This window comes from Microbacterium sp. USTB-Y (assembly GCF_023703415.1).
Taxonomy (GTDB): domain Bacteria; phylum Actinomycetota; class Actinomycetes; order Actinomycetales; family Microbacteriaceae; genus Microbacterium.
This window is the reverse complement of record NZ_JAGMTU010000005.1, coordinates 103,766-130,163: the sequence shown is the minus strand read 5'-3', so window position 1 is coordinate 130,163 and position 26,398 is coordinate 103,766. Positions and strand designations below refer to the sequence as shown.

The window sequence follows — 26,398 nt, the reverse complement described above, 5'->3', positions numbered from 1 at the left end:
GCCGCGATGGCGGCCTTCGATGCCTTCGCGTGGATCTTCGGCGCGTTCCTTGCCGTCGCCCTTCGGCTGGACTTCACTCTGTCGTTCGGCGTGTGGGCCTCCACGCTCCTGCTCGGCGCCGCGGCCGCCGCGATACAGCTGATGATCGGGTACTCGATCGCGCTCTACCGCGGACGCTACGCGTTCGGCTCGTTCGAGGTCGTGCGCGCCCTGGCGGCGATCGTCCTCGGCATCGCCGGCGCCCTCTCGCTCCTGGTCGTGCCGTTCGGGAACGCGATCGGCGTGCCACGCGGAACCATGCTTCTGGCGGGCCCCTTCGCCCTGCTGCTCATGTTCGGGGCGCGGTACCTCGTCCGCCTGAAGATCGAGCGCACGCGCAAGCCGGGCCACACCGCCGAGCGCGCCCTCATCGTCGGCGCCGGCTACCTCGGCGAGCGGCTCCTGCACGGGATCACCACCGATCCGGCTTCGCCGATCCGTCCCGTCGGCCTCATCGACGACGACCCGCTGAAGAAGAACCTGACGCTGCGGGGCGTGCCCGTGCTGGGCTCGACCGACGAGCTGGCGGAGATCGCACGGCAGACGTGCGCCACGCGCCTGGTGATCGCGCTCGGCAACGCGGACAGCGTGCTGCTGCGCAAGCTCAGCGACGCCGCCGACGCGGAGGGCATGCGGGTGTCCGTGACGCCGACGGTCACCGACTTCCTGCTCGACGCGCGCACGACCGTGGACGTCCGCGACATCGAGATCGAGGACCTCATCGGCCGGCACCCGGTCGACACCAACGTGGAGCTCGTCGCGGGATACATCACCGGGAAGCGGGTGCTCGTCACGGGTGCGGGCGGATCCATCGGATCCGAGCTCTGCCGGCAGCTGGCGTCTTTCGGGCCCAGCGAGCTGATCATGCTGGACCGCGACGAGACCGGCCTGCAGACGGCGCAGCTCGGCACCGCGGGCAACGGCCTGCTCGACACCAAGGAGGTCGTGCTCGCCGACATCCGCGACGCCGCGGTGCTGAACGCGATCTTCGACGACCGCCGGCCCGAGGTCGTGTTCCATGCGGCGGCCCTCAAGCACCTGCCCATGCTGGAGCAGTATCCCGACGAGGCGTGGAAGACCAACGTGCTCGGTTCGCTCAACGTGCTGCAGGCGGCCCGCAGGGTCGGCGTGAGCCACTTCGTCAACGTCTCGACGGACAAGGCCGCGAACCCGACCAGCGTGCTGGGCCACTCGAAGCGCGTGGCGGAGAAGCTCACGGCGTGGGCCGGAGAGCAGACCGGGATGCAGTACCTCTCGGTGCGTTTCGGGAACGTGATCGGCAGCCGCGGATCGATGCTCCCCACGTTCCAGCGGCTGATCGCCGAGGGCCGACCGATCACGGTCACGCATCCCGAGGCCACCCGCTACTTCATGACGATCCCGGAGGCCTGCCAGCTGGTGATCCAGGCCGGAGGCATCGGCCGCGCGGGAGAGGTGCTGATCCTCGACATGGGCGAGCCCGTCTCGATCCTCGAGGTGGCCAAGCGCATGATCGCGATGAGCGGCAAGGACGTCGACATCGTCTACACCGGCCTGCGCGCCGGGGAGAAGCTGCACGAGGAGCTCGTGGGCGACCGGGAGCACCTGGAGCGACCGTTCCACCCGCAGATCTCCCACGCGCATGCGGACTCGATCAGCCCGGAGCGCCTCGACAAGGCCGGCTGGGAAGCACGCATGATCGCCGTGCCGCGCGATAACGACACCGCGGTCATGGCCCGCGTGCAGGAGGAGTTCTCGAATGCCTGAGCGGATCTACATGTCCTCCCCCGATGTCACGGAGCTGGAGGAGCAGTCGATCATCTCCGCCATCCGGTCCGGATGGATCGCGCCGCTCGGCCCCGACGTCGACGCGTTCGAGCGCGAGCTCGCCGACCGGGTCGGCGTGGCGCACGGCGTCGCGCTGAGCTCCGGGACGGCGGCTCTTCACCTCGGCCTGCTGGCGCTCGGCGTGAAGCCCGGCGACATCGTGGTGACCTCGACGATGACCTTCGCCGCCACCACCAATGCGATCGTGTACACCGGCGCGGAGCCCTTCTTCGTCGACGCCGATCCCGCAACCGGCAACATGGATCCGGAACTGCTGCGCGAGGCGCTCACCGCGCTGCGCGACGGCGGAGAGCACGTCGCCGCGATCGTCCCGGTGGACCTGCTCGGCAAGGCCGTGGACTACACCGCGATCCTCGCGATCGCAGACGAGTTCGACGTGCCCGTGCTCGCCGACGCGGCGGAATCGCTGGGCGCGACGCACGCGGGGCGGGCGGCGGGCGGTTTCGGCCGCGCGTCGGCGGTCTCGTTCAACGGGAACAAGATCATGACCACGTCGGGTGGCGGCATGCTGCTCACCGACGACGCCGGCATCGCGCAGCACGTGCGGTACCTGGCCACCCAGGCGCGCCAGCCGGTCGTGCACTACGAGCACACCGACGTCGGCTACAACTACCGCATGAGCAACCTGCTCGCGGCGCTCGGCCGCGCGCAGCTGTCCCGGCTGGACACCATGATTGCCCGCCGCCGTGAGATGCGGGAGCTGTACAAGCAGCTGTTCGGCGCCGTCGACGGCGTCGAGGTCTTCGGCGCCGAGGGGGACGAGGGCGACAACGTCTGGCTGACGTCGATCGTGGTCGACGAATCGCGCACCGGCTGGGCTCCCGCCGAGCTGTCCGCCGCCCTCGCGGCCGATGACATCGAGAGCCGTCCGCTGTGGAAGCCGATGCACAAGCAGCCGGTGTTCGCACACCACCGCGGCGTGATCAACGGCGCATCCGAGAGGCTCTTCGCGCAGGGACTCACTCTGCCCAGCGGCTCGGCGTTGACCGCGCCGCAGCGCGCGCGAGTGGTCGACGGCATCACCGCCTTCCTCGGCGGACGCTGAGCCGTGGCCGGAACCGCACAGCCGTACGACCTGATCAAACGGCTCCTCGACATCGTCGCGTCCGCCGCGGCGCTCGTGCTCCTCTCCCCCGTGATCGCCCTCGTGGCGATCACGGTCGCGCTGCGACTCGGCCGGCCCGTGCTGTTCGTGCAGCCCCGCCCCGGTCGGGACGGCCGGGTCTTCCTGCTGCGCAAGTTCCGGTCGATGCGCGACGTCGACGAGGCCCGCGGGCTCGTCAGCGACGCGGACCGGCTGACGTCGTTCGGCCGGGCGCTGCGCGCCACGAGTCTCGACGAGCTGCCCTCGCTGTGGAACGTGCTCCGCGGCGACATGAGCATCGTCGGCCCGCGGCCGCTGCTGGTGGAGTATCTGCCGCGGTACACCCCGCAGCAGGCGCGACGTCATGAGGTGCGTCCCGGCATCACCGGCCTCGCGCAGGCCAACGGCCGCAACGCCCTCTCCTGGGAGGACAAGTTCGCCCTCGACGTCGAGTACGTGGACAATCGGAGCCTGGGGCTCGACGCCCGCATCATCCTCGCCACCCTCCGGGCCGTGATCGTCCGCGAGGGCATCTCGGCAGAGGGTCAGGCGACCATGACGAAGTTCGGAGAAGCGAGTGGCTGACGGCATCATCGTCATCGGCGCCGGCGGATTCGGGCGGGAGACCCTCGACGTCATCGCGGCGATCAACGCCGCGAACGGGGAGCCGCTCTGGGATGTCATCGGCGTCATCGACGACGCCCCGGCCGAGATCCAGGTCAAGCGCCTTCACGACCGCGGGATCCGCATGCTCGGCGACGCGGAGGGCAATCGCAAGCTCCTGGACGGCGCGCACGGCGGGGGATCGGATCCCCCGCCGTGCGCGCCCGCATCGCCGAAAAGGCCGAAGCCTGGGGTGCGCGACCGGCCGTGCTCGTGCACCCTGCTGCGGTCGTCGGCACCCGGGTGCGGATCTCCCCGGGTGCGGTGGTGTGCGGCGGCGCCCAGATCTCGACGAACGTGCGCCTGGGCCGTCATGCACATGTCAATCCCGGCGCGATCATCGGCCACGACTCCGTGCTCGAGGACTTCGTCTCGGTGAACCCGGGTGCGATCGTCTCGGGCGAGGTGACCGTCGGCGCGCGCACGCTCATCGGCGCCGGAGCCACCGTGCTCCAGGGCCTGAGCGTCGGCGAGGGCGCCACGGTCGGCGCCAGCGCCTGCGTGACGAAGAACGTCGCAGCGGGATCCGTGATGGTCGGGGTGCCCGCGCGCGTGGTGGGAAGCAGCATCACTTCATGAAGATCCTCGTCCTCTCGCAGTACTTCACCCCCGAGCCCGTCCCGATTCCGGCGGAAGTCGCCGAGTCTCTGGCTGAACGTGGTCATGAGGTCCGGGTGCTCACTGGATTCCCGAACTATCCGTCGGGGCGGGTGATCCCTGGTTACCGCCAGCGATGGCGGGCACAGGAGCAGATGGGCGCCTTGAGCGTGCTACGGATTCCGATGTTCACGGACCATTCCCAGAACCCGGTCAAGCGTGTCGCCAACTACGTGTCATTCGCGCTCTCCGCGGTCACGGCCCGGCGCTTCGCAAAGGGCATCGATGTCGTGTACGTCTACGCGACTCCTATGACAGCGGCCTTCCCCGCGTGGCTCTGGAAGGCCACTTTCGGTGCGCCCTTTGTCTTGCACGTGCAGGATCTGTGGCCGGACTCCGTGCTCGGGTCTTCGATGATGAGCGACAGGCTCGGAGCCCGGATCGTCGATCGCCTGCTCTCGGGGTGGTTGCGGGTCTTGTACAGGAAGGCGGCAGCGGTCATCGGCATCGCGCCGACCATGGTCTCGACCCTGGTTGAGCGAGGGTCTCCCGAGGCTTCGACATCACTCGTCTACAACTGGTCCGGCAACGGACTCTCCGCCGGCTCACGCCCTGCCCCAGCGGAAGAACCGTTGCGCGTGGTCTACGCGGGCAACGTTGGAGAGATGCAGGATCTGGCCACCGCGATCCGAGCCGTCCACGCCGCCAACGACGCCGGTGTGCGTCTCGAGATCGTGGGTGATGGTGTTGCCCGCGAGAGCCTGCGCGAACTTGTGCGGGAGTTGGCTGTCACCAACGTGGTGTTCCAGGACCCGGTACCGCGTGAACGCATGCACGAGATCCACGATCGCACCGACTTCGCGCTCGTCACGCTGAAGGATCTGCCCGTCTTCCGCGGAACCATCCCCTCGAAGTTCCAGGGTGTGCTGGCGGCCGGGCTGCCTGTGCTGACGACTGTGCAGGGCGACGTTCGTGAGTTCGTCAACGCCCATGACGTGGGCTTCACCGCCGAGGCAGAGGACGTCAGATCTTTGGAGGACGCCCTCCGTCTGGCCGCCGCCAGCAGCACGACAGAACGCCAGGAGATGGCGACGAGGGCCGCGGATGCCTATCAGCGTCATTTCGCCCGGGAATCCGGGATTGACCGAATCGAACGAGTGCTCGCTGATGCAGCGCGAGGAAAGGACGACCACCGATGAACGGTTCCTATGACGGAGCGAAGATCCTGGTCACCGGAGGAACCGGATCGTTCGGTCACACGGTGGCGCGGAAGCTGCTCAAGAGCGACGTTGCCGAGATCCGTGTCTTCAGTCGCGACGAGGCGAAGCAGGATCTGATGAGGCACGATGTGCATGACAATCGCCTCCGGTTCTACGTCGGCGACGTGCGGGACTACGACAGCATCGAACGTGCGACCCGAGACGTGGACTACGTGTTCCACGCAGCTGCCCTGAAGCAGGTCCCGTCTTGCGAGTTCTTCCCGATGGAAGCCGTGCGAACGAATGTGCTCGGCAGTGAGAACGTCGTTCGCGCGGCCGATCGCAATGGAGTCCGATCCGTCGTGTGCCTCAGCACCGACAAGGCGGTCTATCCGGTGAACGCGATGGGCATATCGAAGGCGATGATGGAGAAGGTCGCGCAGTCTCATGGGTTGAACAACCCGAACGCCCAGACGACGGTCTCGCTCGTGCGCTACGGCAACGTGATGTACTCGCGCGGATCCGTGATCCCGCTGTTCATCCGTCAACTGAAGTCCGGCCAGGACCTCACGGTCACGAACCCGGACATGACTCGGTTCATGATGTCTCTGGCCAACTCCGTTGATCTCGTGGAGTTCGCCTTCCAGCATGCGGAGCAGGGGGATCTGTTCGTCCGCAAGGCTCAGGCGTGCACGATCCGCGATCTCGCCCAGGCCGTGATCAACCTGTTCCGCTCGAACGCGAAGATCGACGTCATCGGCACCCGCCACGCGGAGAAGGTCTCGGAGGCGCTTGCCACGCGCGAGGAACTCAGCCGCGCGAAGGACATGGGCGACTACTTCCGCATCGTGGCCGACAAGCGTGACCTGAACTACAGCGTTTACGTGGAGAAGGGCGACGTGACTCAGACGCACTACAGCGACTATGACTCCCACACGGTCGACCGGATGACCGTCGAGGAGATCGAGCGCTTGCTGCTCACTTTGCCGGAGGTCAACGCCGAGTTGACTTCCGCTGGCATCGATCCGGAGGCCACCTCACGATGACACGCGTCGCAATGACCGGCGCCAACGGGTTTCTCGGCTGGCACACGAAGCTCGCGCTGCGCGCACAAGAGGTGAGGAGCGAGAGCTTTGCCGTCGGAAAGGACTTCGATGCAGCGACGGCCTCGGCGGCGATCAGCGGCACAGCGAGGGCGATACACATCGCGGGTGTCAATCGCGGGGACGAGTCGGAGGTCCGCGACTCGAACATCGAGTTCGCCCGGCAGTTCGCGGAGGCGTTGCGTCGCGCCGCCGAGCCGCCTCCCATCGTGACCTATGCGAACTCGACCCAGTCGACCAACGGGTCGGTCTATGGTGAAGCGAAGTTGCGCGCCGGCGCGATCGTCGCGGAAGCCGCCGCAGCCGTCGGGGCGGAGTTCCACGATGTCGTCCTGCCCAACCTCTTCGGCGAACATGGACGCCCGTTCTACAACGCGGTCACCGCGACTTTTTGCCACCTCCTGGCGCAGGGCGAGCTGCCGGCCGTGGACAGCGACAAAGAACTCACTCTGCTCCACGCGCAGAATGCCGCGGATCTGCTCACCGGGCAGACACCGGCGTCGGCGGAGGTGAGAGAGAGCGTGAGCGGGCTTCTCTCGCGATTGAAGACGATCTCAGACACCTATGCCGAAGGCGAGATCCCCGATATCGCCGACCCGTTCCAGCGCGACCTGTTCAACACCTACCGGTCGTACACGGTCGATTCGCTGATGCCCATCAGGCTCACCCGCCACGCGGATGCCCGAGGATCCTTCTTCGAGATCCTCCGGTCGCACGGGGGTGCTGGACAGTCCTCGTTCTCGACCACGGCTCCCGGGATCAGCCGAGGAGATCATTTCCATCGCCGTAAGATCGAGCGCTTCACCGTCTTGTCCGGTGACGCCACAATCTCCTTGCGTAGGCTCTTCACCGACCGGGTGTACGACTTCGTCGTCGACGGCGCGCACCCCGGTGCCGTCGATATGCCCACGGGGTGGTCCCACAAGATCACGAACACCGGCACCGACACGCTCTACACGTCGTTCTGGACGAACGACCTGTTCGATCCGCAGAACCCCGACACGATCGCCGAGGTGGTCTAAGAAATGCCCGACAAGCTCAAGGTGATGACAGTTGTCGGCACGAGGCCAGAGATCATTCGCCTATCGGCGACGATCAAGCTTCTTGACGAGCACACCGATCAGGTCCTGGTCCACACCGGACAGAACTACGACTACGAACTCAACGAAGTCTTCTTCGAAGACCTCGGGCTCCGACGCCCGGATCACTTCTTGAACGCCGATACGTCGTCGCTGGGTGCCGCTCTCGGCTCGATCCTCGCAAAGACCGAGGAGGTGCTACATGCAGAGAAGCCTGATGCGTTTCTGGTGCTCGGCGACACGAACAGCTGTATTTCTGCAGTAATCGCAAAGCGAATGAAGATTCCAGTGTTCCATATGGAAGCAGGCAATCGCTCTTTCGACGAGAACGTGCCCGAAGAGACGAATCGTCGACTTGTCGACCACGTTGCCGACTACAACCTGGTATACACCGAGCACGCGCGCCGTAACCTGCTGTCAGAAGGTCTGCATCCTTCACGCATCCTGCTCACGGGATCCCCCATGCGTGAGGTGCTCGAGCAGAACCGTCAACAGATCGACTCGAGCGACGCCGTCGAACGATCGGGCCTCAAGCCCGGAGAATACTTCTTGGTGAGCCTCCACCGCGAAGAGAATGTCGACCATCCCGGTCGCTTGCAGGCAGCGGTCGCGGCGCTCCATGCGCTGAGCGCCGAGTATGGCGTTCCCGTATTGGTTTCCACGCATCCGCGCACGCGTAAGCGTCTGGAATCCTTGGGAATCACCGACAGTGAGAACATTAGGTTCCATCCGCCGTTCGGGTTCCACGACTATTGCAAGTTGCAGATCGACTCAAAGCTCGTCCTGTCCGACAGCGGCACCATCAGCGAAGAATCAAGCTTGCTCGGTTTCCCGGCCGTCACACTGCGGGACTTCATCGAACGACCCGAGGCGATGGATACCGGTGCGATCATCACCGCTGGAGTCGATGCTGGATCGGTGCAAGCGGCAGTGCAGGCCCGTTTGACCGCGGGCAGCGCCGCACGGATGACTCCCGTCGACTACGAGATCGACAACTGCGCGTGGCGGGCGACCGCATTTGTCTTGTCCACCGCACACTCGCATCACCGCCGCCTTGGACTGCACGCATCGTGACTGCGAGCAGCGAGCGAGACTCTGGATCCACACGCGAACCGCGGGTTGTCGAGACTTCCTCCTGGCGCCTCGTGGTCCCGCTTAGTCTCAATGCCGAATCCCCGCTCCTCGTGATCCCGACCGTGCACCCAAGGGGTGATCGTCGCATCGTGCGATGCGCTCAGGTCGCGCTCGACGCGGGGTTCCGAGTACATTTCGTGTGGCTGGGAGATGGATACGATCAGAGCCAGGATTCTGCGGTAGGTGAGACACTCGTCCGACAACCACGAACGGCCAGAGAACGACTCGGACGACTCGTCAAGATCCGCCGCCTTGCGGAAGAGCTGAACGGGGAAGTGTGGCACATTCATGACTTTTACTTCCTCGGTCAAGCGCTACGTTGGCGCAAACGGTCACATCACCCCGTCCTCTACGACGTTCACGAGTACTACGCGGACTATTATTCAGAAAAACTGCCCCTGCCTTCGTGGGGGCAACGTCTGGTAGCGAAGATCCTGGAGGGGTATCAGGTCCGAGTTGCTAGAAGGCTGGGGGCTGCAAATGTCGTCGCTGAGGCAATGGCGCCGTCGTTCCGTAGGGCCGGCGTCCCCGTTGCAGTCTCACCGAATTACCCTCTCCTCGCTCACTTTGGAGCTGTACCTTCACGGCCGTTCTCCGAGCGCCGGTGGAATGTAGTTCATACGGGCACCCTGACGTCGAGCTACGGGACTGAGTTTCTGGTCCAGATCGCGAGACGATCACTTGAGCGCGGACTGCCGTTCGAATTCACGGCGATCGGCCGCTTTCCGTCCATCGATCATGAACGGGCCTTCGATAGCATCCTCGCTGACGCGGGCACCCCGACAAACCTCCACATCGTCCCTCCCAGGCCAACCCACGAGATCCCAAGCCTTCTTTCCGACGCTGGATTCGGATTGTCCCTGATCACCGCCACCCGCCAGAACGAGGCCGCGATTGCTAGCAAAAGCTTCGAGTACGTTATTGCTGGCTTGGTCAACGTGGTAACGGATCGCCGCGCCCAGAGCGATTTCGTCAGAGAGCACGCCGTGTCAGTCATTGGTGACGAAGAATCGACCGACGCCATGCTCGATGAAATGCTTGAACTCGCCGAGAACGCTGATCAAACCGATATCACACTGGCCGACAAGGCGGCTAGCGCGCGACGGTTGTTCACGTGGGAACAAGCGGTCGAGCCGGGATTGAGTTCGCTCCTCAAACAGCTTCGGCCCCCGGTATCGTGAATGCAAAACGCGGCGCGGTAAAATTGCGCTTTCGGTCGATAGCGACTAGTTCCGCATTCCGAGGGGCATCGGCGCTGGCAGGGAGCGCGGTCTTGGCACAAGCGGTGACGCTTGTCGCCACACCGATTCTGTCCCGAGTGTACCCTCCTGAAGCCTTTGGGTTTCTCACGATGGTGGTTTCGGTAACAGGGATGTTGGCTCCGGCAGTTGCTCTCCGCTTCGAGTCAGCATTGATGCTACCCCGCCGCCAGGATGAGGCCAGCGCGCTTCTGTTTCTCGGATTGCTATGTGTAGCGACGGTCAGCGTCTTGAGCGTTGTGACACTGGAGATCCTTTTCGGACTTGGGCTGCTGGGGGCTATGTCCAGCCTTCCTGGGTTCAGCTGGTGGGTGGGTGGCATAACACTCCTGTCCGGAGCTTTTGTGGTCTTCGGGCAGTATGCGCTTCGTTCACACAAGTATTCTACGGTTGGCATCAGGAACATCACCCAAGCAATTGTTACGGCGGCCTCTCAGCTGAGTATGGCGCTTGTAACATTGTCCGGCCTCGGCCTTGTTGCGGGATACGCGCTGGGTCGAGCTGGTGGGCTTATGCCCCTGGCCTTCTCGGCACGCGCCGATCTTCGTCGATTCAGGTATCAAGACGTGCGAGCCGTACTACGGCGATACTGGAGGTTTCCTGCGCTATTCGCTCCCGCAGCGTTGCTTAACGCTGGGGCGCTGGCACTACCAATCATCTGTGCAGGGCTTTGGTTTGATGTATCTGACGCCGGACAATGGGGGATGGCTGAGCGAGTCTTGGCTTTGCCGCTGGTTATCGTTGCGACTGCGCTCGGCCAGGTCGTCGAGGCACGTCTAGCCAATCATGCGCGAGACCGAGCCTCGGGTTGCGTCCAGTTCTTCGCCCGTGTGTCCATGTTTCTGGCGTTGTTCAGCCTCCTAGTGGCGGCCGTTGTCCTGGCGGTCGCGCCGCTGGTGGTCCCGTTCATCTTGGGATCCAAGTGGACCGACGTCGCCGCGATCATGCAGCTCCTCTTGCCGATGCTGATCACACGCCTTATCGCCAGCCCGATGAGCAAGTCGCTCGTAGTCGCCCAGTGGGCCGCCGTGAACCTTTGGCTCGATGTAGGGCGCGCAATCCTCGTTTGTTTCACCCTTGCCGCCTGCCGCGTTCTGGGAGCATCACTCAACGAACTGGTGTTCTGGACAGCAGCCGCGTTCGCAGTCGTCTACGTCGCGACATGGATCTGTGCGCTGCTTGCAGCGAAGTCGATTGATGCGGTCGCAGATTGAGATCAGATCCGCCTACGCCGCGCCCCGGCAGACCTCGGCCTCCTGTTCCAACAACTGGTTCCGCCGATCAGACGCGCCGCTCCACACAGGCGCAAGGACCGTACGGAGTAGCCGAACCGCTTAGACTCGTGAGCATGACGCGACTAGCTCACTCCGCGACACGAGCGCCATCGCCCATTCGAGGATCCCGGCCATCTGCAGCGCGCGTCCTTTTCACGTTCCTCATTTTCGCCGCATCGCTAGCTGCATACATTTATGCACTTCAGATCGCGTTCTCCGATTTCATGGCGCCGCGGTTCGGATATATGGGATGGGTCTATCATGACCCAGACGCGATGTGGATGCTTGCTTCATATCTAATGCTGCTGGCCATCGCAGCGTTCCTGCCGCCACGACCTGTGCAATTTTCGGGGTATGCCGCGTGGTTTCTTTACGCCACCCTATTGGTACCCGTCGCCACCGTGCCTCAATATGGCAGCACTCGCGCTCCTCTAGACAGCTTCGCATTCGCGGGCTTCTGCGCCGTAGTCTGGATCGTCGTTGTCTTGATCCTGCGACGGCGCGCATCTCTAATCGTCCCCATCCGGACTAACGGTAGCGCTCTGATGTGGGCGCTCGTTATCATCATCTCCGCGATGACCTATGTTTACCTCGCCGTAGTATCCGGGATCTCCATCAATATTATGTCGGTCTTTGCGATCTACGACACTCGCCTCGCGTACCGAGACGAACTCATACCCACAGCACCGCTACTGGGGTATCTGATCACGAATCAGGGGAATGTGGTCAATCCGTTCCTCATGTCGTTCGGAGCAATGAAGCATCGATGGCTCCTCGTCGCTCTTGGAGTTGTCGGCCAACTGGTGATCTACTCCACCACGGGATACAAGACGGCACTCATCTCGATTCCTCTCTGCCTGATTCTGGTGTTCTTGCTCAAGAATCGGTCATCCATTATCGGCTCGATGATCGTCTTCGGTATTGCGGCCCTTTCCTGGATCTCAATCGTTATCGATCGAATTGCGAGTCTTGGGCTCGTGGACATACTCGTCACTCGCACGTTCCTGACGGCGGGTTACCTCATGTCCTTGTATAGAGATGCCTATGCCGACGGAGTCTGGGCACTTTGGGACTATTCGCTTCTCGGCCCGTTCGTCGAGACTCAATACACAACGTCGCCAGGCTTCTACGTCGGAGAAACTATGCTCGGGCGGCCCGATGTGCAATTGAATGCCAGCCTGTTCGCCGACGGGTACGCTAATCTCGGCCTCGTTGGAATCGGGATCGAAGCGGTGTTTCTTGTTGTCCTCTTCTTGCTGGTGGACAGCGCGGCACGCCGTGTGCCGACCGCGCTCGTCGTTTCTGTCGGCCTTTTGCCGGTGTTCGCGCTCGCTAACGCAAGCCCATTCAGCGCCGTGCTCAGCTTCGGCTTCGGCTTGATGGTTCTCCTCTTCGCTTTGTACCCGCGCGACCAGAGCGGATACAAAGATGCTCTTTGGCGAGGGGATAGTGCGGAGAAGACCACGATGCGGCGGCCACCGGTCCGTCCTATCAAGTCGCTGAAGTAATGCGGAGTCTTGCGACCCGCCCATAGCTCGGAGCGCGAGCCCCGTGTATCGCCATCCCGCCTGGCCAAGCGCCCGGATCGGCAGCCAACGATGCCGGCGCGCCCCCGCGGTTGTCGCGCATCTGCGATGCCTACGATTTCTCGCTGTTTTGGGAGAGGAAAAGGACGACCTCGCTCAGGGGAAGGTGAGGACGCGAGGTAGATCACCCCGGAGAATCCGCCGCGATTCTGGAACAACGTTGCGGGAGTTGCGATGCATTGGCGGCTTCCCTGCGGTCTCCTCACTTTGGGTCGCCTGAGTTGATGACGTCCCGCCGCACCGCGATGACAAGCTCGTCCCGTCCCCCTCTCTGACTTCTTACCGCCTGGTGATGCCAGGCTCTCATTGGCTGCCCTGGTTCGAGGTCTCCGACCAGTCCAGCGAGGCGGTCTCGCACTGGTTCCGGAGGCGAGGATCTCCAGCTTCGCGCGAGCGCCCGAGAACGGCCTGCCCTTCCGATCGCTCCCCTGTTCGGCACACATACGGCCCCAACACGTGAAGATCAGGGGACCGGTCGTTGAGCCCAGTTCATCGAGTCAGCGCGCTCCACAAGGGAACAATATGCTGGAATCATGCATATTGCCGTCGTGGCCCTGGGAAAGATCGGGCTCCCGCTTGCTGTCCAGTTCGCCGCGTCTGGCCATGAGGTGATCGGCGTCGACGTCAATCAGATGGCAGTCGACACGATCAACGCGGGGCTGGAGCCATTCCCCGGGGAGGCGCACCTGCAGGAAAGACTGGCCGAGCTCGTCGCGTCCGGTCGTCTTCGGGCAACCACCGAGTATGCCGACGCCATCCCGGGCGCGGATGTAGTGGTGTTGGTCGCTCCGGTCTTCGTAGACGACGAGACCTGGGAACCGGACTTCAGGTATATGGACGCTGCGACGACGTCCCTCGCGGAACATCTCACCCCAGGCACCCTCGTCTCCTACGAGACGACGTTGCCAGTCGGTACGACGCGCAACCGGTGGAAGCCGATGCTCGAGGCCATCTCGGGACTGTCAGAGGGCGTGGACTTTCATCTCGCATATTCTCCGGAGCGAGTACTCACGGGCCGTGTGTTTGAGGATCTGCGCAAGTACCCCAAGCTGATCGGTGCGCTATCCCCCGAAGGCACCCGTCGTGCCCGCGAGTTCTATGAAGCGGTGCTGCAGTTCGACGCGCGTCCTGACCTACCACACCCCAACGGCGTATGGGATCTGGGCTCGACCGAGGCCTCAGAGATGGCGAAGTTGGCCGAAACGACCTATCGTGACGTGAATATCGGATTGGCGAACCAGTTTGGACTGTTCGCGGCAGCAAATGGAATCGACGTCTACAAAGTCATCGAGGCGTGCAACTCGCAGCCGTACAGTCACATCCACCGTCCCGGTATCGCCGTCGGCGGTCATTGCATCCCGGTGTATCCGCGTCTCTATCTGTCCACTGACCCTGATGCGGACATCGTCCGCACGGCACGACAGCTCAATGCCTCGATGCCGGAACGGCTTGTCGCGCAGGCGGAAACGCTACTCGGTTCACTCTCTGGCCTGACGGCGGTCGTGCTGGGCGCGGCCTACCGCGGCGGCGTGAAGGAGACGGCGTTCTCCGGGGTCTTCCCGACGGTGCAGGCTCTGCGTGAACGCGGCGTCGACGTTCGCGTGCACGATCCGCTATACACAGACGAAGAGCTACGTGCACTCGGATTCGAGCCGTTCACGATCGGTGACTCGGCCGATGTCGCCGTGCTGCAAACGGATCACGCCGACTACCGCACGCTCGCGCCCGCTCATATTCCAGGCGTGAAGCTGCTCGTCGATGGCCGCGCGGCCAGTGACGCCGGACTGTGGGCCGGCACGCCGCGGATTGTCGTCGGTTCCGCCTGACCCATGAGTTCGCATCGTTGAAGGGGCCTTAGACATGAGTGAGAACGACTCAACGGTGCGGATTGTCGATTCCGCAGACGTTGCAACGGACGCGGTGATCGGGGCGGGTTCGTCTATCTGGCACCTTGCTCAGGTGCGTGAGCAGGCGCGCATCGGCGAGAACTGCATCATCGGACGAGGTGCGTACGTCGGCACCGGTGTCGTGATGGGCGACAACTGCAAAGTCCAGAATTACGCGCTCATCTACGAGCCGGCACGTCTGAGCGATGGCGTGTTCATCGGTCCCGCCGTCGTGCTGACTAACGATACCTACCCGCGTGCGATCAACTCGGACGGGTCACTCAAGAGCGCACATGACTGGGAGCCGGTAGGAGTGGCAATCGAAAAAGGCGCCGCGATCGGCGCACGCGCGACTTGCGTTGCGCCTGTCAAGATCGGCGCTTGGGCGACGGTGGCGGCGGGCGCCGTGGTCGTGAAAGACGTACCGGCGTATGCGCTTGTCGCAGGCGTTCCCGCAAAGCGCATCGGATGGGTCGGCGAGGCGGGCGTGCCCCTTGTCGCCATCGATGAGAAGGGAACGTGGGCGTGCCCGCAGAGTGGTGCCACCTACCGAGAGCAGAACGAGACTCTGACAAAGGAGAACGCGTGAGCGAGTTCATTCCCCCCGCCAAGCCGATCGTCGGTGACGAGGAGCGTGAAGCAGTCGACCGCGTGCTGCGCAGTGGCATGGTCGCGCAAGGCCCCGAGGTAGCCGCATTCGAAGCTGAGTTCTCGAAGCATTTCGTGCAGGGCCGCCCCACCGTCGCCGTGAACTCCGGAACAGCCGGCCTTCACCTGGGCCTGCTCGCCGCCGGCGTCGGCCCCGGCGACGAGGTGATCGTGCCGTCATTCACGTTCGCAGCAACGGGCAATTCCGTTGCACTCACGGGCGCCACTCCGGTGTTCGTCGACATCGAGCCGGAGACCTTCACTCTGGACCCGGCTGCGGTGAGTGCGGCGGTCACTTCTAAGACGAAGGGGGTTCTGCCCGTTCACCTATACGGGCACCCCGCCCGGATGCGCGAGATGGAGGCCCTGGCAGCAAAGCAGGGCATCGCCCTGTATGAAGACGCCGCTCAGGCACACGGCGCCTCCCTCGATGCGCGCCCTGTGGGCACCTTCGGCGAGTTCGCCATGTTCAGCCTCTATCCCACCAAGAACATGACCAGCGGCGAGGGCGGCATGGTCTCGACCGCCACGAGCGAGATCGCGCGCACGGTAAAGCTGCTGCGCAATCAGGGCATGGAACGTCAGTATGAGAATGAGATTGTCGGCTTCAATGCGCGGATGACCGACATCCACGCCGCGATCGGCCGCGTGCAGCTCACGAAGGTCGATGCCTGGACGAAGAAGCGACAAGACAATGCCGCGTTCTTGGACGCAAACTTGCGGGGTGTGATCGTGCCGCCGGTCGCTGACAACGCGGTGCACGTCTACCACCAGTACACGATTCGCGTCCCCGAGGACCGTGATGGCTTCGTGAAGGCGCTCAAGGAGGAGTACAGCGTGGGCGCGGGAATCTATTACCCGATCCCGAACCACCGGCTGCCATCGCTCGCACATTTCGCCCCAGGCCTGGATCTTCCCGAAACAGAGCGCGCGGCACGTGAGGTCGCTTCGTTGCCGGTGCACCCGTCGCTGTCGCAAGGTGATCTCGAGCGGATTGTCGAAGCTGTGAACGCCGTCGCTGAGGCGGGCGCCTGATGGCGCTGCGCGCCGGCCTGCTCGGCGTCGGGATGATGGGTCGTCACCACGCACGTGTGCTGCGCGAAGTCGAAGGCGTCGACCTTGTCGCGATCGCCGACCCCGGTGGAGATCCGCATGGGGTCGCCGGCGATCTCAAGATCCTGCCCGATATCGACGCGCTCATCGCTGCCGGTCTCGATATCGCGGTCGTCGCAGTACCTACCCGCTTCCACGAAGAGGCTGCCCTGAAGCTCGCTGATGCGAGAGTGCACACCCTCGTGGAGAAGCCGATCGCACACAGCCTCGATGCAGGACAGCGCATGGTCGATGCATTCTCGCAAGCCGCGCTTGTCGGAGCGGTCGGACACATCGAGCGCTTCAACCCGGCGCTGCAGGAGCTTCGCCGGCGACTCGAAGCTGGCGAACTTGGCGCCGTCTACCAGGTCGTGACCCGCCGACAGGGTCCGTTCCCTTCTCGCATCGCTGACGTCGGCGTGGCGAAGGACCTCGCCTCACACGACGTGGACCTTACCGCTTGGGTCCTCCAGTCTGACTATGAGCGGGTCTTCGCCCAGACCGCATTCAAGAGCGGGCGCGAACACGAGGACATGATCACGATCACAGGACGCAGCAAGAGCGGCGTGATCGTGAACAACATCGTGAACTGGCTGAGCCCGATGAAGGAGCGTGTGACCGTCGTCACAGGCGAGAAGGGCGCCTTTGTCGCGGACACGGCGACCGGGGACCTGACCTTCTTCGCGAACGGCACCATCCCGCTCGAATGGGACTCGGTATCGAGTTTCCGCGGCGTATCCGAGGGCAACGTCACCCGCTACGCGTTCCCGAAACGTGAGCCACTGCGGGTCGAGCACGAGGCTTTCCGCGATGCCGTGCTCGGAGAGCGGACCGATCTCGTGACGATGGAACAGGGGCTTCGCACATTGGCAGTCGTCGAAGCAGCTCTGGAATCGGCCCGAGACATGGAGACCGTCAAGATCGGCTAGCGAGTCGCGGAGCGATGCCTCAACGAGAGGCGCTGCGCCAGTCAACGACCGGCGCCGTCTTGATCGGCACCGACGTGGGTGGAACTCTCCGTTTCCCCTGATTGGATGGACACATGATGAGCACGCCTTCCTCGCGCCGGGAACACCGCAGACGCGACGCGTCACGGAAGACGGAGCAGGACGGATCCGGCCGCCGCAAGCGCCGGATCTGGCCGTGGATCGTCGGAGGCGTGTTCGCGGTCATCATCGTGCTGGCCGTCGGCGGCGGCATCATCGGCAAGCACGTCTACGACCAGGCCCTGTCCGCGCGCGGGCAGCTCGAGGCCGCGATGACCGGCGTGCAGCAGGTGCAGAAGGCGGTGCTCGCCGGCGACCTCGACACCGCGGCGAAGAGCGCCCGCACGGTCTCCGAGCACACCACGGCCGCGGTCGCCGCGACCAAGGGCTGGCAGTGGGGCTTCGCCGAGTCGCTCCCGGTCGTCGGCTCCAACCTCTCCGCGGTGCGCACCGTCGCCGAGGTGACCGACGGCCTCGCGACCGATGTCGTCACCCCGGCGGCGAGCGTGAAGCTCAGCGACCTCAACATCTCGAACGGGCGCATCGATCCGGCCGCCCTGATCACGCTCGCGACCACCTTCGATTCCGTCGACAAGGGGATCCAGAAGGCCACCACCGACCTCTGGAAGGTCGACAAAGCCGCCCTCGTCGGCCCGGTCGCCGACGGCGTGCGCAAGCTCGACACCGAGCTGAGCGCCCTGCAGCCCACCATGAAGACGGCGCGCGAGGTGCTCGGCGTGCTGCCCGACGCCCTCGGCGCGAAGGGCCCGCGCACCTACCTGCTGATGTTCCAGGGCAACTCCGAGGCGCGCAGCCTCGGCGGCAACGCCGCCCAGTTCCTGCCGATCATCGTCGAGAACGGATCGATCACGCCCGGCAAGGTCGTCAGCAGCTCCGACTTCCCGCAACAGGGACGAACGGTTCCGGTCACGACCCTCGACCCTCAGGCCGTGAACATCTTCGGCGACAAGATCGGGCGCTACACCCCCGATTTCACGATGGTGCCGAACTTCCCGGAGGCCGTGCGGATCCTGCGCGCGTGGTGGGCGGAGGACATCGGAACCCCCGTCGACGCGGTGCTGTCGATCGACCCCGTCACGCTCTCCTACATCCTGGAGGCCACGGGACCGGTGACCCTCGCGACGGGCGATCAGCTGACGTCCCAGAACGCGGTCCCCCTGCTGCTGAACCAGGTGTACTTCACCTACCCGACCGGCCCCGAGCAGGACGCGTTCTTCGCCTCCGCCGCCGACACCATCCTCGCCGCCGTCACGAGCGGCAGGGCGTCCCCGGTGAAGCTCGTCCAGGCGCTGTTCCGCGCCGCCGACGAGGGGCGCCTGCTCTACGTCAGCACGGATCCTCAGCAGACCACCCTGATCGACGCCTCCCGGATGAGCGGCATCATGCCGACGACCGACAAGGACCAGAGCGTCCTCGGGGTCTATCTGAACGACAACACCGGATCCAAGAAGAGCTACTACCTCGACATGAAGATCGACGCGTGCCGCACCGATCAGATGGTCAAGGGTTCGATGACGTTGACCTCGAACCTCACCGAGGCCGAGGCTGCGAAGCTGCCGCCGTACATCACCGGTCCCTACTTCGCCCGCAGCGACATCAGCAGCTACCTCGTGTTCTACGGGCCGGCCGGCGGCACCCTGTCGAGCATCACCCTCGACGGGCAGCCTGTGGCGCCGATGAGCCAGGGCGAGGATCTCGGGCGACCCGCCGTGAAGATCGAGATCCTGAACCGCTACAACGACTCGCACACCGTGGACGTCGCGTTCACGGCCCCCGGTCCGGGCGGACCGCTCAAGATCTGGACGACCCCGATGTCCCGGGCGACCTCCACGACCGTGGAGCCCGCCTGCAAGTAGTCCGGCTATCGCGGACCGGGCGCATCGGCAGGCTCAGCCTGTGCGCCGCGCCTTGCTGACCGCCCGCACGATGCCGATCCCGACCGCGGTTCCGAGGGTGTTGGCGACCACATCGGAGATCGTCGAATAGCGGCTCGGCATCGTCAGCTGCACGAGCTCGATCATCACGCTCGCCGCGCACCCCACCGCGACGACGGACCATGTCGGCAGCCCGCGCCAGGCGAACGGCAGCAGCACCCCGAGCGGCACGAAGAGCGCGATGTTCGCCGTGAACTCGAGCGCGGTGTACGCGACGGGGAAGGGCACACCCCACGCGGCGAGGACCTGCGCGAGGACAGCGACGACGCCCGTCACCTTGCCGGCGTCCGCCGCGGGCAGCCACGTGAGCAGCAGGACCCCGATCGAGTACGGCACCAGCAGGATCCGCGCGGCCCGGGCCAGAGGAGCGCGAGAGGCTGCATCCGCGGCGGGATGCAGCCTCTGCTGCTCTTCGGTACCGTCCGAAGAGGAACCTCGATCCTCAGAGAGCGAGTCGCTCACGCACCACCTCGGCGAGCGCGTGGGCATGCGCGTGAGCCGACGCTTCGTCGGCGGCCTCGACCATCACGCGCACGAGCTGCTCGGTGCCCGAGGGGCGCAGCAGCACGCGGCCGGTGTCGCCGAGCTCGGCCTCGACGGCGCGGACGGCCTTCTGCACGTGCTCATCGTCGGTCCTGGTGCGGTCGACGTCCTTGACGTTCACGAGCTTCTGCGGATACACGGTCATGATCGAGGCCAGCTCGGCCAGCGTCTTGCGCTGCCGTGCCATCTCGGCCACGAGGTGCAGGCCGGTCAGCACGCCGTCGCCCGTGGTGGCGAAGTCGCTCATGATCACGTGCCCCGACTGCTCGCCGCCCAGCGAGTACCCGCCGGCGTTCATGTCCTCGAGCACGTAGCGGTCGCCGACGGCGGTCTGCCGCACGGTGATGCCGTGCTCGCGCATGGCGACGTGCAGACCGAGGTTGCTCATCACCGTGGCGACGAGGGTGTCCTCCGCGAGCCGTCCGCGCTGCTTCATCGCGACCGCGAGGATCGCCATGATCTGGTCGCCGTCGATGACGGTGCCGTTCGCGTCGACCGCGAGGCAGCGGTCGGCGTCGCCGTCGTGCGCGATGCCGACGTCGGCGCCGACGCGCACGACCTCGGCCGCCAGCTTGTCGAGATGCGTGGATCCGACACCGTCGTTGATGTTGATGCCGTCGGGATCCGCCCCGATCACCGTCACCTTGGCGCCGGCGTTGCGGAACGCCTCCGGCGAAGCGCCGGAGGCCGCGCCGTTCGCGCAGTCGAGCACGACATGGATGCCGTCGAGCCGATGCGGCAGCGAGGCCAGGAGGTGGATGACGTAGCGGTCCTCAGCGTCGGAGAACCGGCTCACCCGGCCGACGTCGGCACCGGTCGGCCGCAGCTTCTCGCCGCTCATCGCCTCTTCGATGCGCTCTTCGACGACGTCGGGCAGCTTCACGCCGCCGCGGGCGAAGATCTTGATGCCGTTGTCCGGCGCCGGGTTGTGCGACGCCGAGATCATGACACCGAAGTCGGCGTCGATGTCGGCGATGAGGAACGCGGCGGCCGGGGTGGGCAGCGTGCCCGCATCGAGCACGTCCACTCCGGACGACGCGAGCCCCGCCTCGACAGCGGCGCTGAGGAAGTGTCCCGAGATCCGCGGGTCGCGGGCGACCACGGCGGTGAGACGCTTGCCGGCGGCCTTGCGGGCCTCGGCAATACGGCCCTGGCCCAGGACGACGGCAGTCGCCTGGGCCAGGGTGAGCGCGATATCGGCGGTGAGGGGGCCGTTGGCCAGCCCCCTCACCCCGTCCGTACCGAACAGAGCCATAGAGGGACTGTAGGGTTTAGCGCTTCGAGTACTGAGGAGCCTTGCGGGCCTTCTTGAGACCAGCCTTCTTGCGCTCCTTCACACGGGCGTCACGCGAGAGGAAGCCGGCCTTCTTCAGGGTCGGGCGGTTGTTCTCGGCGTCGATCTCGTTCAGCGCACGGGCGATGCCCAGGCGCAGGGCGCCGGCCTGGCCCGAGGGGCCACCGCCGGAGATGCGCGCGATCACGTCGTACGCACCGGCGAGGTTCAGCACCGTGAACGGGTCGTTGATGAGCTGCTGGTGCAGCTTGTTCGGGAAGTAGTCCTCGATCGCGCGGCCGTTCACCGTGATGGTGCCGGCACCCGGGACGAGGCGCACGCGGGCGATGGCCTGCTTGCGACGACCCACGGCAGCGCCGGGGACGTTGAGAACGGGGCGCGGAGCGGTCTCGACGGCGGCGGCCTCAGGGGTCTCGGTCGAGAAGTTCTGCGGGAATTCGGTGGTGTCGATGTCAGCCACGAGTATGTCCTTGTTCGTAACGGCGCTTACTGGGCGACCTGGTCGAGGGTGTACGTCTTGGGCTGCTGAGCGGCGTGCGGGTGCTCGGAGCCGGTGTAGACCTTGAGCTTCGCCAGCTGCTGGCGGCCCAGGCTGTTCTTCGGGAGCATGCCGCGGATCGCCTTCTCGACGGCGCGGACCGGGTTCTTCTCGAGCAGCTCGGAGTAGGCGACGGCCTTGAGCCCGCCCGGGTGACCCGAGTGGCGGTAGGCGATCTTCTTCTGGAGCTTCTGACCGGTGAGCGCGACCTTGTCGGCGTTCACGATGATGACGAAGTCACCCGAGTCGATGTGGTTGGCGAAGGTGGCCTTGTGCTTGCCGCGCAGGAGCGCTGCAGCGTGCGAGGCGAGGCGGCCGAGAACGACGTCGGTGGCGTCGATGACGACCCAGTCACGCTGGACCTGCCCGGCCTTGGGGGTGTAAGTGCGCGTCACGATAGTGCTGCTTTCTTGATCGAACGGAGAGGTTCGTGAATCCCACTCCGGGGTGGTTCGAGTTGGACGTTGAGCGAGCACCGCCGAAGGCGGAGCGAGACGAAACGCCGAACAGGAACACGCCAGTGGAGGGCTCACGTTCGTGCGTGCGACCAGCAGTGATCGCACACCAAGGAGACAGCTTACGGGATCCGGCGGGGTTTCCCAAACCGTGCCGCAGGGACCGTGCATTCGCTGATGCGGCGTCTCAGTATCCTCTCCACGGCCGGATCGGTCAGCGGCGGAGCAGGAACGGCAGACGACGGGGGCGGCGCAGCCCGCCACGGTCCCAGGGAGCGCCGACGTCCCCGGTCTGGCACTCCTCCGCGGCCGGACTGCGCCGGCGAGAGCCCAGGGCAGGGGGAGAAGGGCCCGTGTGCTCTCTCTTCTGAGGAGTCGCGCGCCCCACGGAAGTGACGCGTGCGCGACGTCAGGGCTCGGTGAGCGTGAACTCCAGCGGCACTCCGCGCGGCATGGGCGCATCGGGATGGGCCGCGTCATAGACGCCGACCGCCGGTCCCGCCTCGGCTTCCGGCCCCCAGACACCGTCGTCGTAGAGCATCTGCACCGAGTAGGAGTAGAACCCCCGGTCCTTCATCAGGATCCTGCCCCGCGCCTGGCCGTTGCCGTCCAGAGCGATCGTCGCGGTGTTGCCGCCGAACAGGGAAAGCAGGACGTTCCCGTTCGCGGGGCCGTTCAGGGTGATCACGATTCCCGTGCTCGTCGCCTCGGTCGTGGTCATGTCGTTCACGCCGGTCATGCCCTCGAACCCGCGGACGGCGACGGGGAGCACGGTGAAGGATCCAGTGGACGGCGCTCCCTGCGCGGTGGCGTCGTAGGCCCACACCCGGTAGTCATAGGTGCCGGTCGACCACACCACCTGGCGCAGGTCGTAGCTCCAGCTGCCGTCGTCCGCGACGGTGGGGAGATAGGTGCCCGAATCGAACTCGACCGCGATCGCGTTGCCCGGCTGCGTGCGGCCCGCGATGATCGGTGCGGCGTAGCCGGACGCGGTCGTCGGCGTCGTGAGGCCCGGAGACAGGGCGGGCTGGGTCTCGGTGCCCGGCGATGGGGTCCCCGGTCCCGTCGCCGGAGCGGGCGGATCCGGCCTCGGTGCGGGCTGGGCGGCCGTGAAGTCGATCACGGGCACCCCCGGATCGTCGACGTGGCGCCCGTAGTCCCCCTCGACGGCGGGGATCTCCGCCGGTGCGGGCTCCCCCGCATCGGACGTCGCTCCGGCCTGCGGCCCGGACGGCGCGGGCTGCGGCGCCTCGGCCTGCGTGCTCGACGGCACAGGCCGATCGGGGGCCGCGTCGGCGGGACCCACGGTGAACAGCGACGAGATGATCAGGCTGCCGGCCGTGACCGCGGCGACTCCGCCTCCGATCAGCCAGCTGACGGTGGCGCCACCCGCGACGACCGCGAGGGCCGCCGCGGTGGTGCCCGACGACAGAGTCGCCGAGGCCGTACCGACTCCGGCGGAGCCGAGCAGCACCGCGAGAGTGTTGCGCTGCAGGCGGGAGGCCGCTCCTCGAAGACCGATCAGCAGATCCGCGCAGTCGCGGCAGTCCGCCACGTGACGGCTCACCTCGACGGCGAGCGCGCCGCCTCCGGTCTCCGTCAGGTACTGCGGGAAGAGTCGCGCGGCGTGCGAGGGATCGTCCCGCAGGTCGAGCGGGATCTGCCGGGTGAGCCACTGGAACTTCAGTCCCGCCCGCGCACGCCGTTGCAGCGCCGACACCGCGTTCGGGCGGATCTGCAGCTCCTGCGCGATCTGCGGCCGGCCGGCTTCGACGACCTCGGCGAGCCACAGCACGCGCTGCCACCGCTCCGGCAGCGCCTGCAGCGCGGCCAGCACATCGGTCGCCTCACTGTCCTGCTCCGCGATGCTGAGCGCGTCGCGCTCGTCGGCCGGCTCGGCCTCGACGTCGACGAACTGCTCGGCGTCCTTGCGCCACCGGATGGCCGTGTTGCGCAGGACGGCCTTCAGGTACGACCGGAAGGCGAACTGCGGCCCCGCGTCGGTCGTGGTGACCTGCTGGTAGATCGCCAGGAACGACTCCGAGACGAGATCCTCCGCCCGCGCCGGGAGGAGCCGCTGCGCATAGCGATGCGCGGCCGGGGCGTGACGGTGCCACAGCACCTCGTAGGCGCTGTTGTCGCCGGCGCGCAGCGAGCTCAGCAGCTCTGCGTCGGTGCGTGAGTCGACCACGAACCCTCCCCAGGAATCAGGTTCTCCGGCGATCGGCGCCGAGGGCGGGCACCCGCATCCTCGGGGGACGCGCTGCCGTCCTCAGGATAGCGGCGGGACCGGATCGGATCCGCGGCGATCAGTCCGCCGAACAGCCTCCGACGACGGCCTTCACCATGGCGGCCCACTGGTAGATCGGCTGCCAGAGCCGCATGCCGAGATCCATCGGCTCGGAGATGCCGACGACCGGTGCGGGGATCGGAACGCATCGACCGAAGATGTAGCGCGAGCGCATCACATGCTCGTCTCCGGTGACCACGACCGGATGCTTCAGTCCGTCCGACGCCACCGCTTCGGACAGGGCGGCCGCCTCGCCCGAGGTGGTCCAGGGAGCGGCGTGCACGCAGACGAACTGCGGCTTGCAGACCACGCCGTGCCAGACGGAGAGGTACACGGGCACTCCCCCGGCCTCCTGGGCGATCCGCTCCCCCGCCGCGATCCGGTCGTCGGTCGGCGGCCCGAGGATGAAGACCGCATCGACGTCGTGCACGTCGTAGGAGTCGGACGGAGTCGCGTAGACGGAGATGTACGCCGCGGCGTAGAGGGCCACGAGTCCGAGCACGATCCCCAGGATCCAGCCGCGGCGACGGCGACGGGACGAACCGGAGGGCATGGGAGGGAGCGTAATCGATGGACGGCATGACCGGCGCGAGGATCGGGGCACGCCGCGCAGGACGCCGTCCCGCGTGAGTCCGGCGGCGGATGCGCTCTGCCGCGTCGGTGCCCATGGCTCTCCCCAGTCCGGCCTCTCGCCGTTCCGGTGAGCGCACGCCCCCGCGCACCGACCGTCGCGACCGGGGGTCGCACTCGCCGCAGGCCGTCGTGACGAGAACGGGATCCACCCAGAACTCGGATCCCGCAGAACCGGGGATATCCCGGTACCGACGGAGGTGTGCTTCGGGGTGAGCAGGAAAAGGCTAGACGAGCACTCGCTCAGCTTCGAGCGCTGACCCCCTGGCGGGGTCGTGGGGCGGATTCTCCGCCGATCCGCGTCACTTCACCGACCTCATCGACTCACGCCGACGACACCCGGGCCTGCTCGCTCGCTCTCCTCGCAACGGCGAGACGAATCGCGAGAGCGTCGCGTCACGTTCGGCCGGCGCGTCACTCCTTCTTCATGAGGTCCGTCTTCATGAGGAGGGATGCTGCGGTCCGCGGCGCCCTCCCCGCACGATGCGCGGACAGGCCGGAGTCACGAAAGGAGTCGCATGGCGGCGAGGAGGAGCACCGCGGCGAAGGCGCGGCGGGTGGCGGTCGTCGAACCCCACGTGCTGCAACGCAATCGCACGGCGGAGCTGCTGCACCGCGACGCAGGTCTCGATGTGGTGTTCGCCGGGGAGTCGGTGCTCTCCCTCATGGCGTGGATGAGCGCGCGGGAACGCTCCGGCTGGCCACACCTGCTCGTCACCGAGCTGCTCGGGCCGGGACTGGGGGCGAGGGATCGCGCGGCGGTCTGCGCGCTGCGCGAAGCCGGTGTGCGGGTGCTGCTGATGTCGTCACTGCATCCGCGCGGGGCGACCCAGCGGATCCTGGACGAGGGCGTGGATGGTGTGGTGTCGAAGGTCGACGAGGAGGTCGAGCTGGTGCGCGCCGTCGGGCGGGTGCTTGCAGGCGAGCCTGCGATCACCGACCGGGCTCTGGCGGCGCTGCGGATGGCCCCGACCGCGCCCCGCCTCTCGGAGCAGGAGACGAAGGTGCTCGAGTTCTATGCCGTCGGTCAGCCCATCGACGATATCGCCGCACAGATCGGCGTCCGACCCGACACGGCCCGCAAGTATCTGAGCCGCGTGAAAGAGAAGTACGTCGCCATCGGCCGGCCGGCGAAGACCCGCCTCGACCTCGCCCGCCGAGCCCACGAAGACGGCCTGGTCGAGTGATGAGACGGCCTGACGGCAAGCCATTCCGGCCCGCACGCAAAGGGGCCGGC

Annotated in this window: 23 protein-coding genes and 1 pseudogene; 18 read left to right on the top strand and 6 right to left on the bottom strand. The window is 65.9% G+C overall.

The window, feature by feature from the left end:
* The first annotated feature begins 6 nt into the window (after positions 1-6).
* From J8G10_RS13465 to J8G10_RS13390, 17 genes and pseudogenes are all read left to right on the top strand, one after another.
* On the top strand, positions 7-1,785 hold the full coding sequence (locus J8G10_RS13465) for a nucleoside-diphosphate sugar epimerase/dehydratase (protein ID WP_251445741.1): 1,779 nt from the start codon (positions 7-9) through the stop codon (positions 1,783-1,785).
* On the top strand, positions 1,778-2,911 hold the full coding sequence (locus J8G10_RS13460) for a DegT/DnrJ/EryC1/StrS aminotransferase family protein (RefSeq protein ID WP_251445738.1): 1,134 nt from the start codon (positions 1,778-1,780) through the stop codon (positions 2,909-2,911). Before J8G10_RS13465 ends, J8G10_RS13460 begins: the two co-directional genes overlap by 8 nt.
* A gap of 3 nt (positions 2,912-2,914) precedes the next feature.
* Complete coding sequence (locus J8G10_RS13455) at positions 2,915-3,535, top strand: sugar transferase (RefSeq protein ID WP_308220703.1); 621 nt, start codon at positions 2,915-2,917, stop codon at positions 3,533-3,535.
* A pseudogene (locus tag J8G10_RS19635) lies at positions 3,528-3,617 on the top strand (hypothetical protein); the annotation flags it as partial. The gene J8G10_RS13455 and the pseudogene J8G10_RS19635, both read left to right, overlap by 8 nt.
* A gap of 152 nt (positions 3,618-3,769) precedes the next feature.
* Entirely contained in the window at positions 3,770-4,192 is a 423-nt protein-coding gene (locus J8G10_RS13450; protein WP_251445735.1) for an acetyltransferase, read from the top strand.
* The gene (locus J8G10_RS13445) at positions 4,189-5,409 is read left to right on the top strand and encodes a glycosyltransferase family 4 protein (RefSeq protein WP_251445733.1); all 1,221 of its coding nucleotides are present in this window, start codon (positions 4,189-4,191) and stop codon (positions 5,407-5,409) included. Before J8G10_RS13450 ends, J8G10_RS13445 begins: the two co-directional genes overlap by 4 nt.
* Positions 5,406-6,455: a polysaccharide biosynthesis protein gene (locus J8G10_RS13440; RefSeq protein WP_251445730.1), complete on the top strand. Its 1,050-nt coding sequence runs from the start codon at positions 5,406-5,408 to the stop codon at positions 6,453-6,455. Before J8G10_RS13445 ends, J8G10_RS13440 begins: the two co-directional genes overlap by 4 nt.
* Entirely contained in the window at positions 6,452-7,534 is a 1,083-nt protein-coding gene (locus tag J8G10_RS13435; RefSeq protein ID WP_251445727.1) for a capsular biosynthesis protein, read from the top strand. Before J8G10_RS13440 ends, J8G10_RS13435 begins: the two co-directional genes overlap by 4 nt.
* Positions 7,535-7,537: 3 nt before the next feature.
* Positions 7,538-8,665 carry a non-hydrolyzing UDP-N-acetylglucosamine 2-epimerase gene (gene wecB, locus J8G10_RS13430; protein ID WP_251445724.1) on the top strand — a complete coding sequence of 376 codons (1,128 nt, stop codon included), beginning with the start codon at positions 7,538-7,540 and terminating at the stop codon, positions 8,663-8,665.
* A gap of 110 nt (positions 8,666-8,775) precedes the next feature.
* Complete coding sequence (locus J8G10_RS13425; RefSeq protein WP_251445721.1) at positions 8,776-9,906, top strand: glycosyltransferase; 1,131 nt, start codon at positions 8,776-8,778, stop codon at positions 9,904-9,906.
* Positions 9,840-11,198 carry an oligosaccharide flippase family protein gene (locus J8G10_RS13420; RefSeq protein ID WP_308220702.1) on the top strand — a complete coding sequence of 453 codons (1,359 nt, stop codon included), beginning with the start codon at positions 9,840-9,842 and terminating at the stop codon, positions 11,196-11,198. The genes J8G10_RS13425 and J8G10_RS13420 overlap by 67 nt, the downstream gene beginning before the upstream one ends.
* Before the next feature lie 134 nt (positions 11,199-11,332).
* On the top strand, positions 11,333-12,766 hold the full coding sequence (locus tag J8G10_RS13415; protein ID WP_251445718.1) for a hypothetical protein: 1,434 nt from the start codon (positions 11,333-11,335) through the stop codon (positions 12,764-12,766).
* Positions 12,767-13,377: 611 nt separating this feature from the next.
* Complete coding sequence (locus J8G10_RS13410; RefSeq protein WP_251445715.1) at positions 13,378-14,670, top strand: nucleotide sugar dehydrogenase; 1,293 nt, start codon at positions 13,378-13,380, stop codon at positions 14,668-14,670.
* A 34-nt stretch (positions 14,671-14,704) separates the two neighbouring features.
* On the top strand, positions 14,705-15,319 hold the full coding sequence (locus J8G10_RS13405) for an N-acetyltransferase (RefSeq protein ID WP_251445712.1): 615 nt from the start codon (positions 14,705-14,707) through the stop codon (positions 15,317-15,319).
* On the top strand, positions 15,316-16,413 hold the full coding sequence (locus J8G10_RS13400) for a DegT/DnrJ/EryC1/StrS family aminotransferase (RefSeq protein WP_251445708.1): 1,098 nt from the start codon (positions 15,316-15,318) through the stop codon (positions 16,411-16,413). Before J8G10_RS13405 ends, J8G10_RS13400 begins: the two co-directional genes overlap by 4 nt.
* Entirely contained in the window at positions 16,410-17,399 is a 990-nt protein-coding gene (locus J8G10_RS13395; RefSeq protein ID WP_251446563.1) for a Gfo/Idh/MocA family protein, read from the top strand. The genes J8G10_RS13400 and J8G10_RS13395 overlap by 4 nt, the downstream gene beginning before the upstream one ends.
* A gap of 113 nt (positions 17,400-17,512) precedes the next feature.
* The gene (locus J8G10_RS13390) at positions 17,513-19,333 is read left to right on the top strand and encodes a DUF4012 domain-containing protein (protein WP_251445705.1); all 1,821 of its coding nucleotides are present in this window, start codon (positions 17,513-17,515) and stop codon (positions 19,331-19,333) included.
* Between the two features lie 33 nt (positions 19,334-19,366).
* On the opposite strand, the gene J8G10_RS13385 is transcribed toward J8G10_RS13390, so the two are convergent.
* The 6 genes from J8G10_RS13385 to J8G10_RS13360 form a co-directional block, all read right to left on the bottom strand.
* Positions 19,367-19,747 carry a VanZ family protein gene (locus J8G10_RS13385; protein ID WP_251445701.1) on the bottom strand — a complete coding sequence of 127 codons (381 nt, stop codon included), beginning with the start codon at positions 19,745-19,747 and terminating at the stop codon, positions 19,367-19,369.
* Positions 19,748-19,853: 106 nt separating this feature from the next.
* The gene (glmM, locus tag J8G10_RS13380) at positions 19,854-21,209 is read right to left on the bottom strand and encodes a phosphoglucosamine mutase (RefSeq protein WP_251445698.1); all 1,356 of its coding nucleotides are present in this window, start codon (positions 21,207-21,209) and stop codon (positions 19,854-19,856) included.
* A 16-nt stretch (positions 21,210-21,225) separates the two neighbouring features.
* Positions 21,226-21,708, bottom strand: a complete 483-nt coding sequence (rpsI, locus tag J8G10_RS13375) for a 30S ribosomal protein S9 (protein WP_251445695.1) — start codon at positions 21,706-21,708, stop codon at positions 21,226-21,228.
* Between the two features lie 26 nt (positions 21,709-21,734).
* Positions 21,735-22,181 carry a 50S ribosomal protein L13 gene (gene rplM, locus J8G10_RS13370; protein WP_045249783.1) on the bottom strand — a complete coding sequence of 149 codons (447 nt, stop codon included), beginning with the start codon at positions 22,179-22,181 and terminating at the stop codon, positions 21,735-21,737.
* Between the two features lie 469 nt (positions 22,182-22,650).
* Entirely contained in the window at positions 22,651-24,432 is a 1,782-nt protein-coding gene (locus tag J8G10_RS13365; RefSeq protein ID WP_251445692.1) for a sigma-70 family RNA polymerase sigma factor, read from the bottom strand.
* A 118-nt stretch (positions 24,433-24,550) separates the two neighbouring features.
* Positions 24,551-25,084 (bottom strand): hypothetical protein, encoded by a 534-nt coding sequence (locus J8G10_RS13360; protein ID WP_251445689.1) that lies wholly within the window; start codon positions 25,082-25,084, stop codon positions 24,551-24,553.
* Positions 25,085-25,679: 595 nt separating this feature from the next.
* Between J8G10_RS13360 and J8G10_RS13355 the strand changes: the two genes are divergently transcribed.
* Positions 25,680-26,348 (top strand): hypothetical protein, encoded by a 669-nt coding sequence (locus tag J8G10_RS13355; RefSeq protein WP_251445686.1) that lies wholly within the window; start codon positions 25,680-25,682, stop codon positions 26,346-26,348.
* Positions 26,349-26,398: the final 50 nt, after the last annotated feature.

Bases quoted from the DNA above. Each gene is read 5' to 3' on its own strand.
- J8G10_RS13465 (WP_251445741.1), top strand. From the start codon at position 7: ATGGCGGCCTTCGATGCCTTCGCGTGGATCTTCGGCGCGTTCCTTGCC.
- J8G10_RS13405 (WP_251445712.1), top strand. From the start codon at position 14,705: ATGAGTGAGAACGACTCAACGGTGCGGATTGTCGATTCCGCAGACGTT.
- J8G10_RS13390 (WP_251445705.1), top strand. From the start codon at position 17,513: ATGATGAGCACGCCTTCCTCGCGCCGGGAACACCGCAGACGCGACGCG.
- J8G10_RS13435 (WP_251445727.1), top strand. From the start codon at position 6,452: ATGACACGCGTCGCAATGACCGGCGCCAACGGGTTTCTCGGCTGGCAC.
- J8G10_RS13460 (WP_251445738.1), top strand. From the start codon at position 1,778: ATGCCTGAGCGGATCTACATGTCCTCCCCCGATGTCACGGAGCTGGAG.
- J8G10_RS13360 (WP_251445689.1), bottom strand. From the start codon at position 25,084: ATGCCCTCCGGTTCGTCCCGTCGCCGTCGCCGCGGCTGGATCCTGGGG.
- J8G10_RS13355 (WP_251445686.1), top strand. From the start codon at position 25,680: ATGGCGGCGAGGAGGAGCACCGCGGCGAAGGCGCGGCGGGTGGCGGTC.
- J8G10_RS13415 (WP_251445718.1), top strand. From the start codon at position 11,333: ATGACGCGACTAGCTCACTCCGCGACACGAGCGCCATCGCCCATTCGA.
- wecB (WP_251445724.1), top strand. From the start codon at position 7,538: ATGCCCGACAAGCTCAAGGTGATGACAGTTGTCGGCACGAGGCCAGAG.
- J8G10_RS13440 (WP_251445730.1), top strand. From the start codon at position 5,406: ATGAACGGTTCCTATGACGGAGCGAAGATCCTGGTCACCGGAGGAACC.
- J8G10_RS13410 (WP_251445715.1), top strand. From the start codon at position 13,378: ATGCATATTGCCGTCGTGGCCCTGGGAAAGATCGGGCTCCCGCTTGCT.
- glmM (WP_251445698.1), bottom strand. From the start codon at position 21,209: ATGGCTCTGTTCGGTACGGACGGGGTGAGGGGGCTGGCCAACGGCCCC.
- J8G10_RS13445 (WP_251445733.1), top strand. From the start codon at position 4,189: ATGAAGATCCTCGTCCTCTCGCAGTACTTCACCCCCGAGCCCGTCCCG.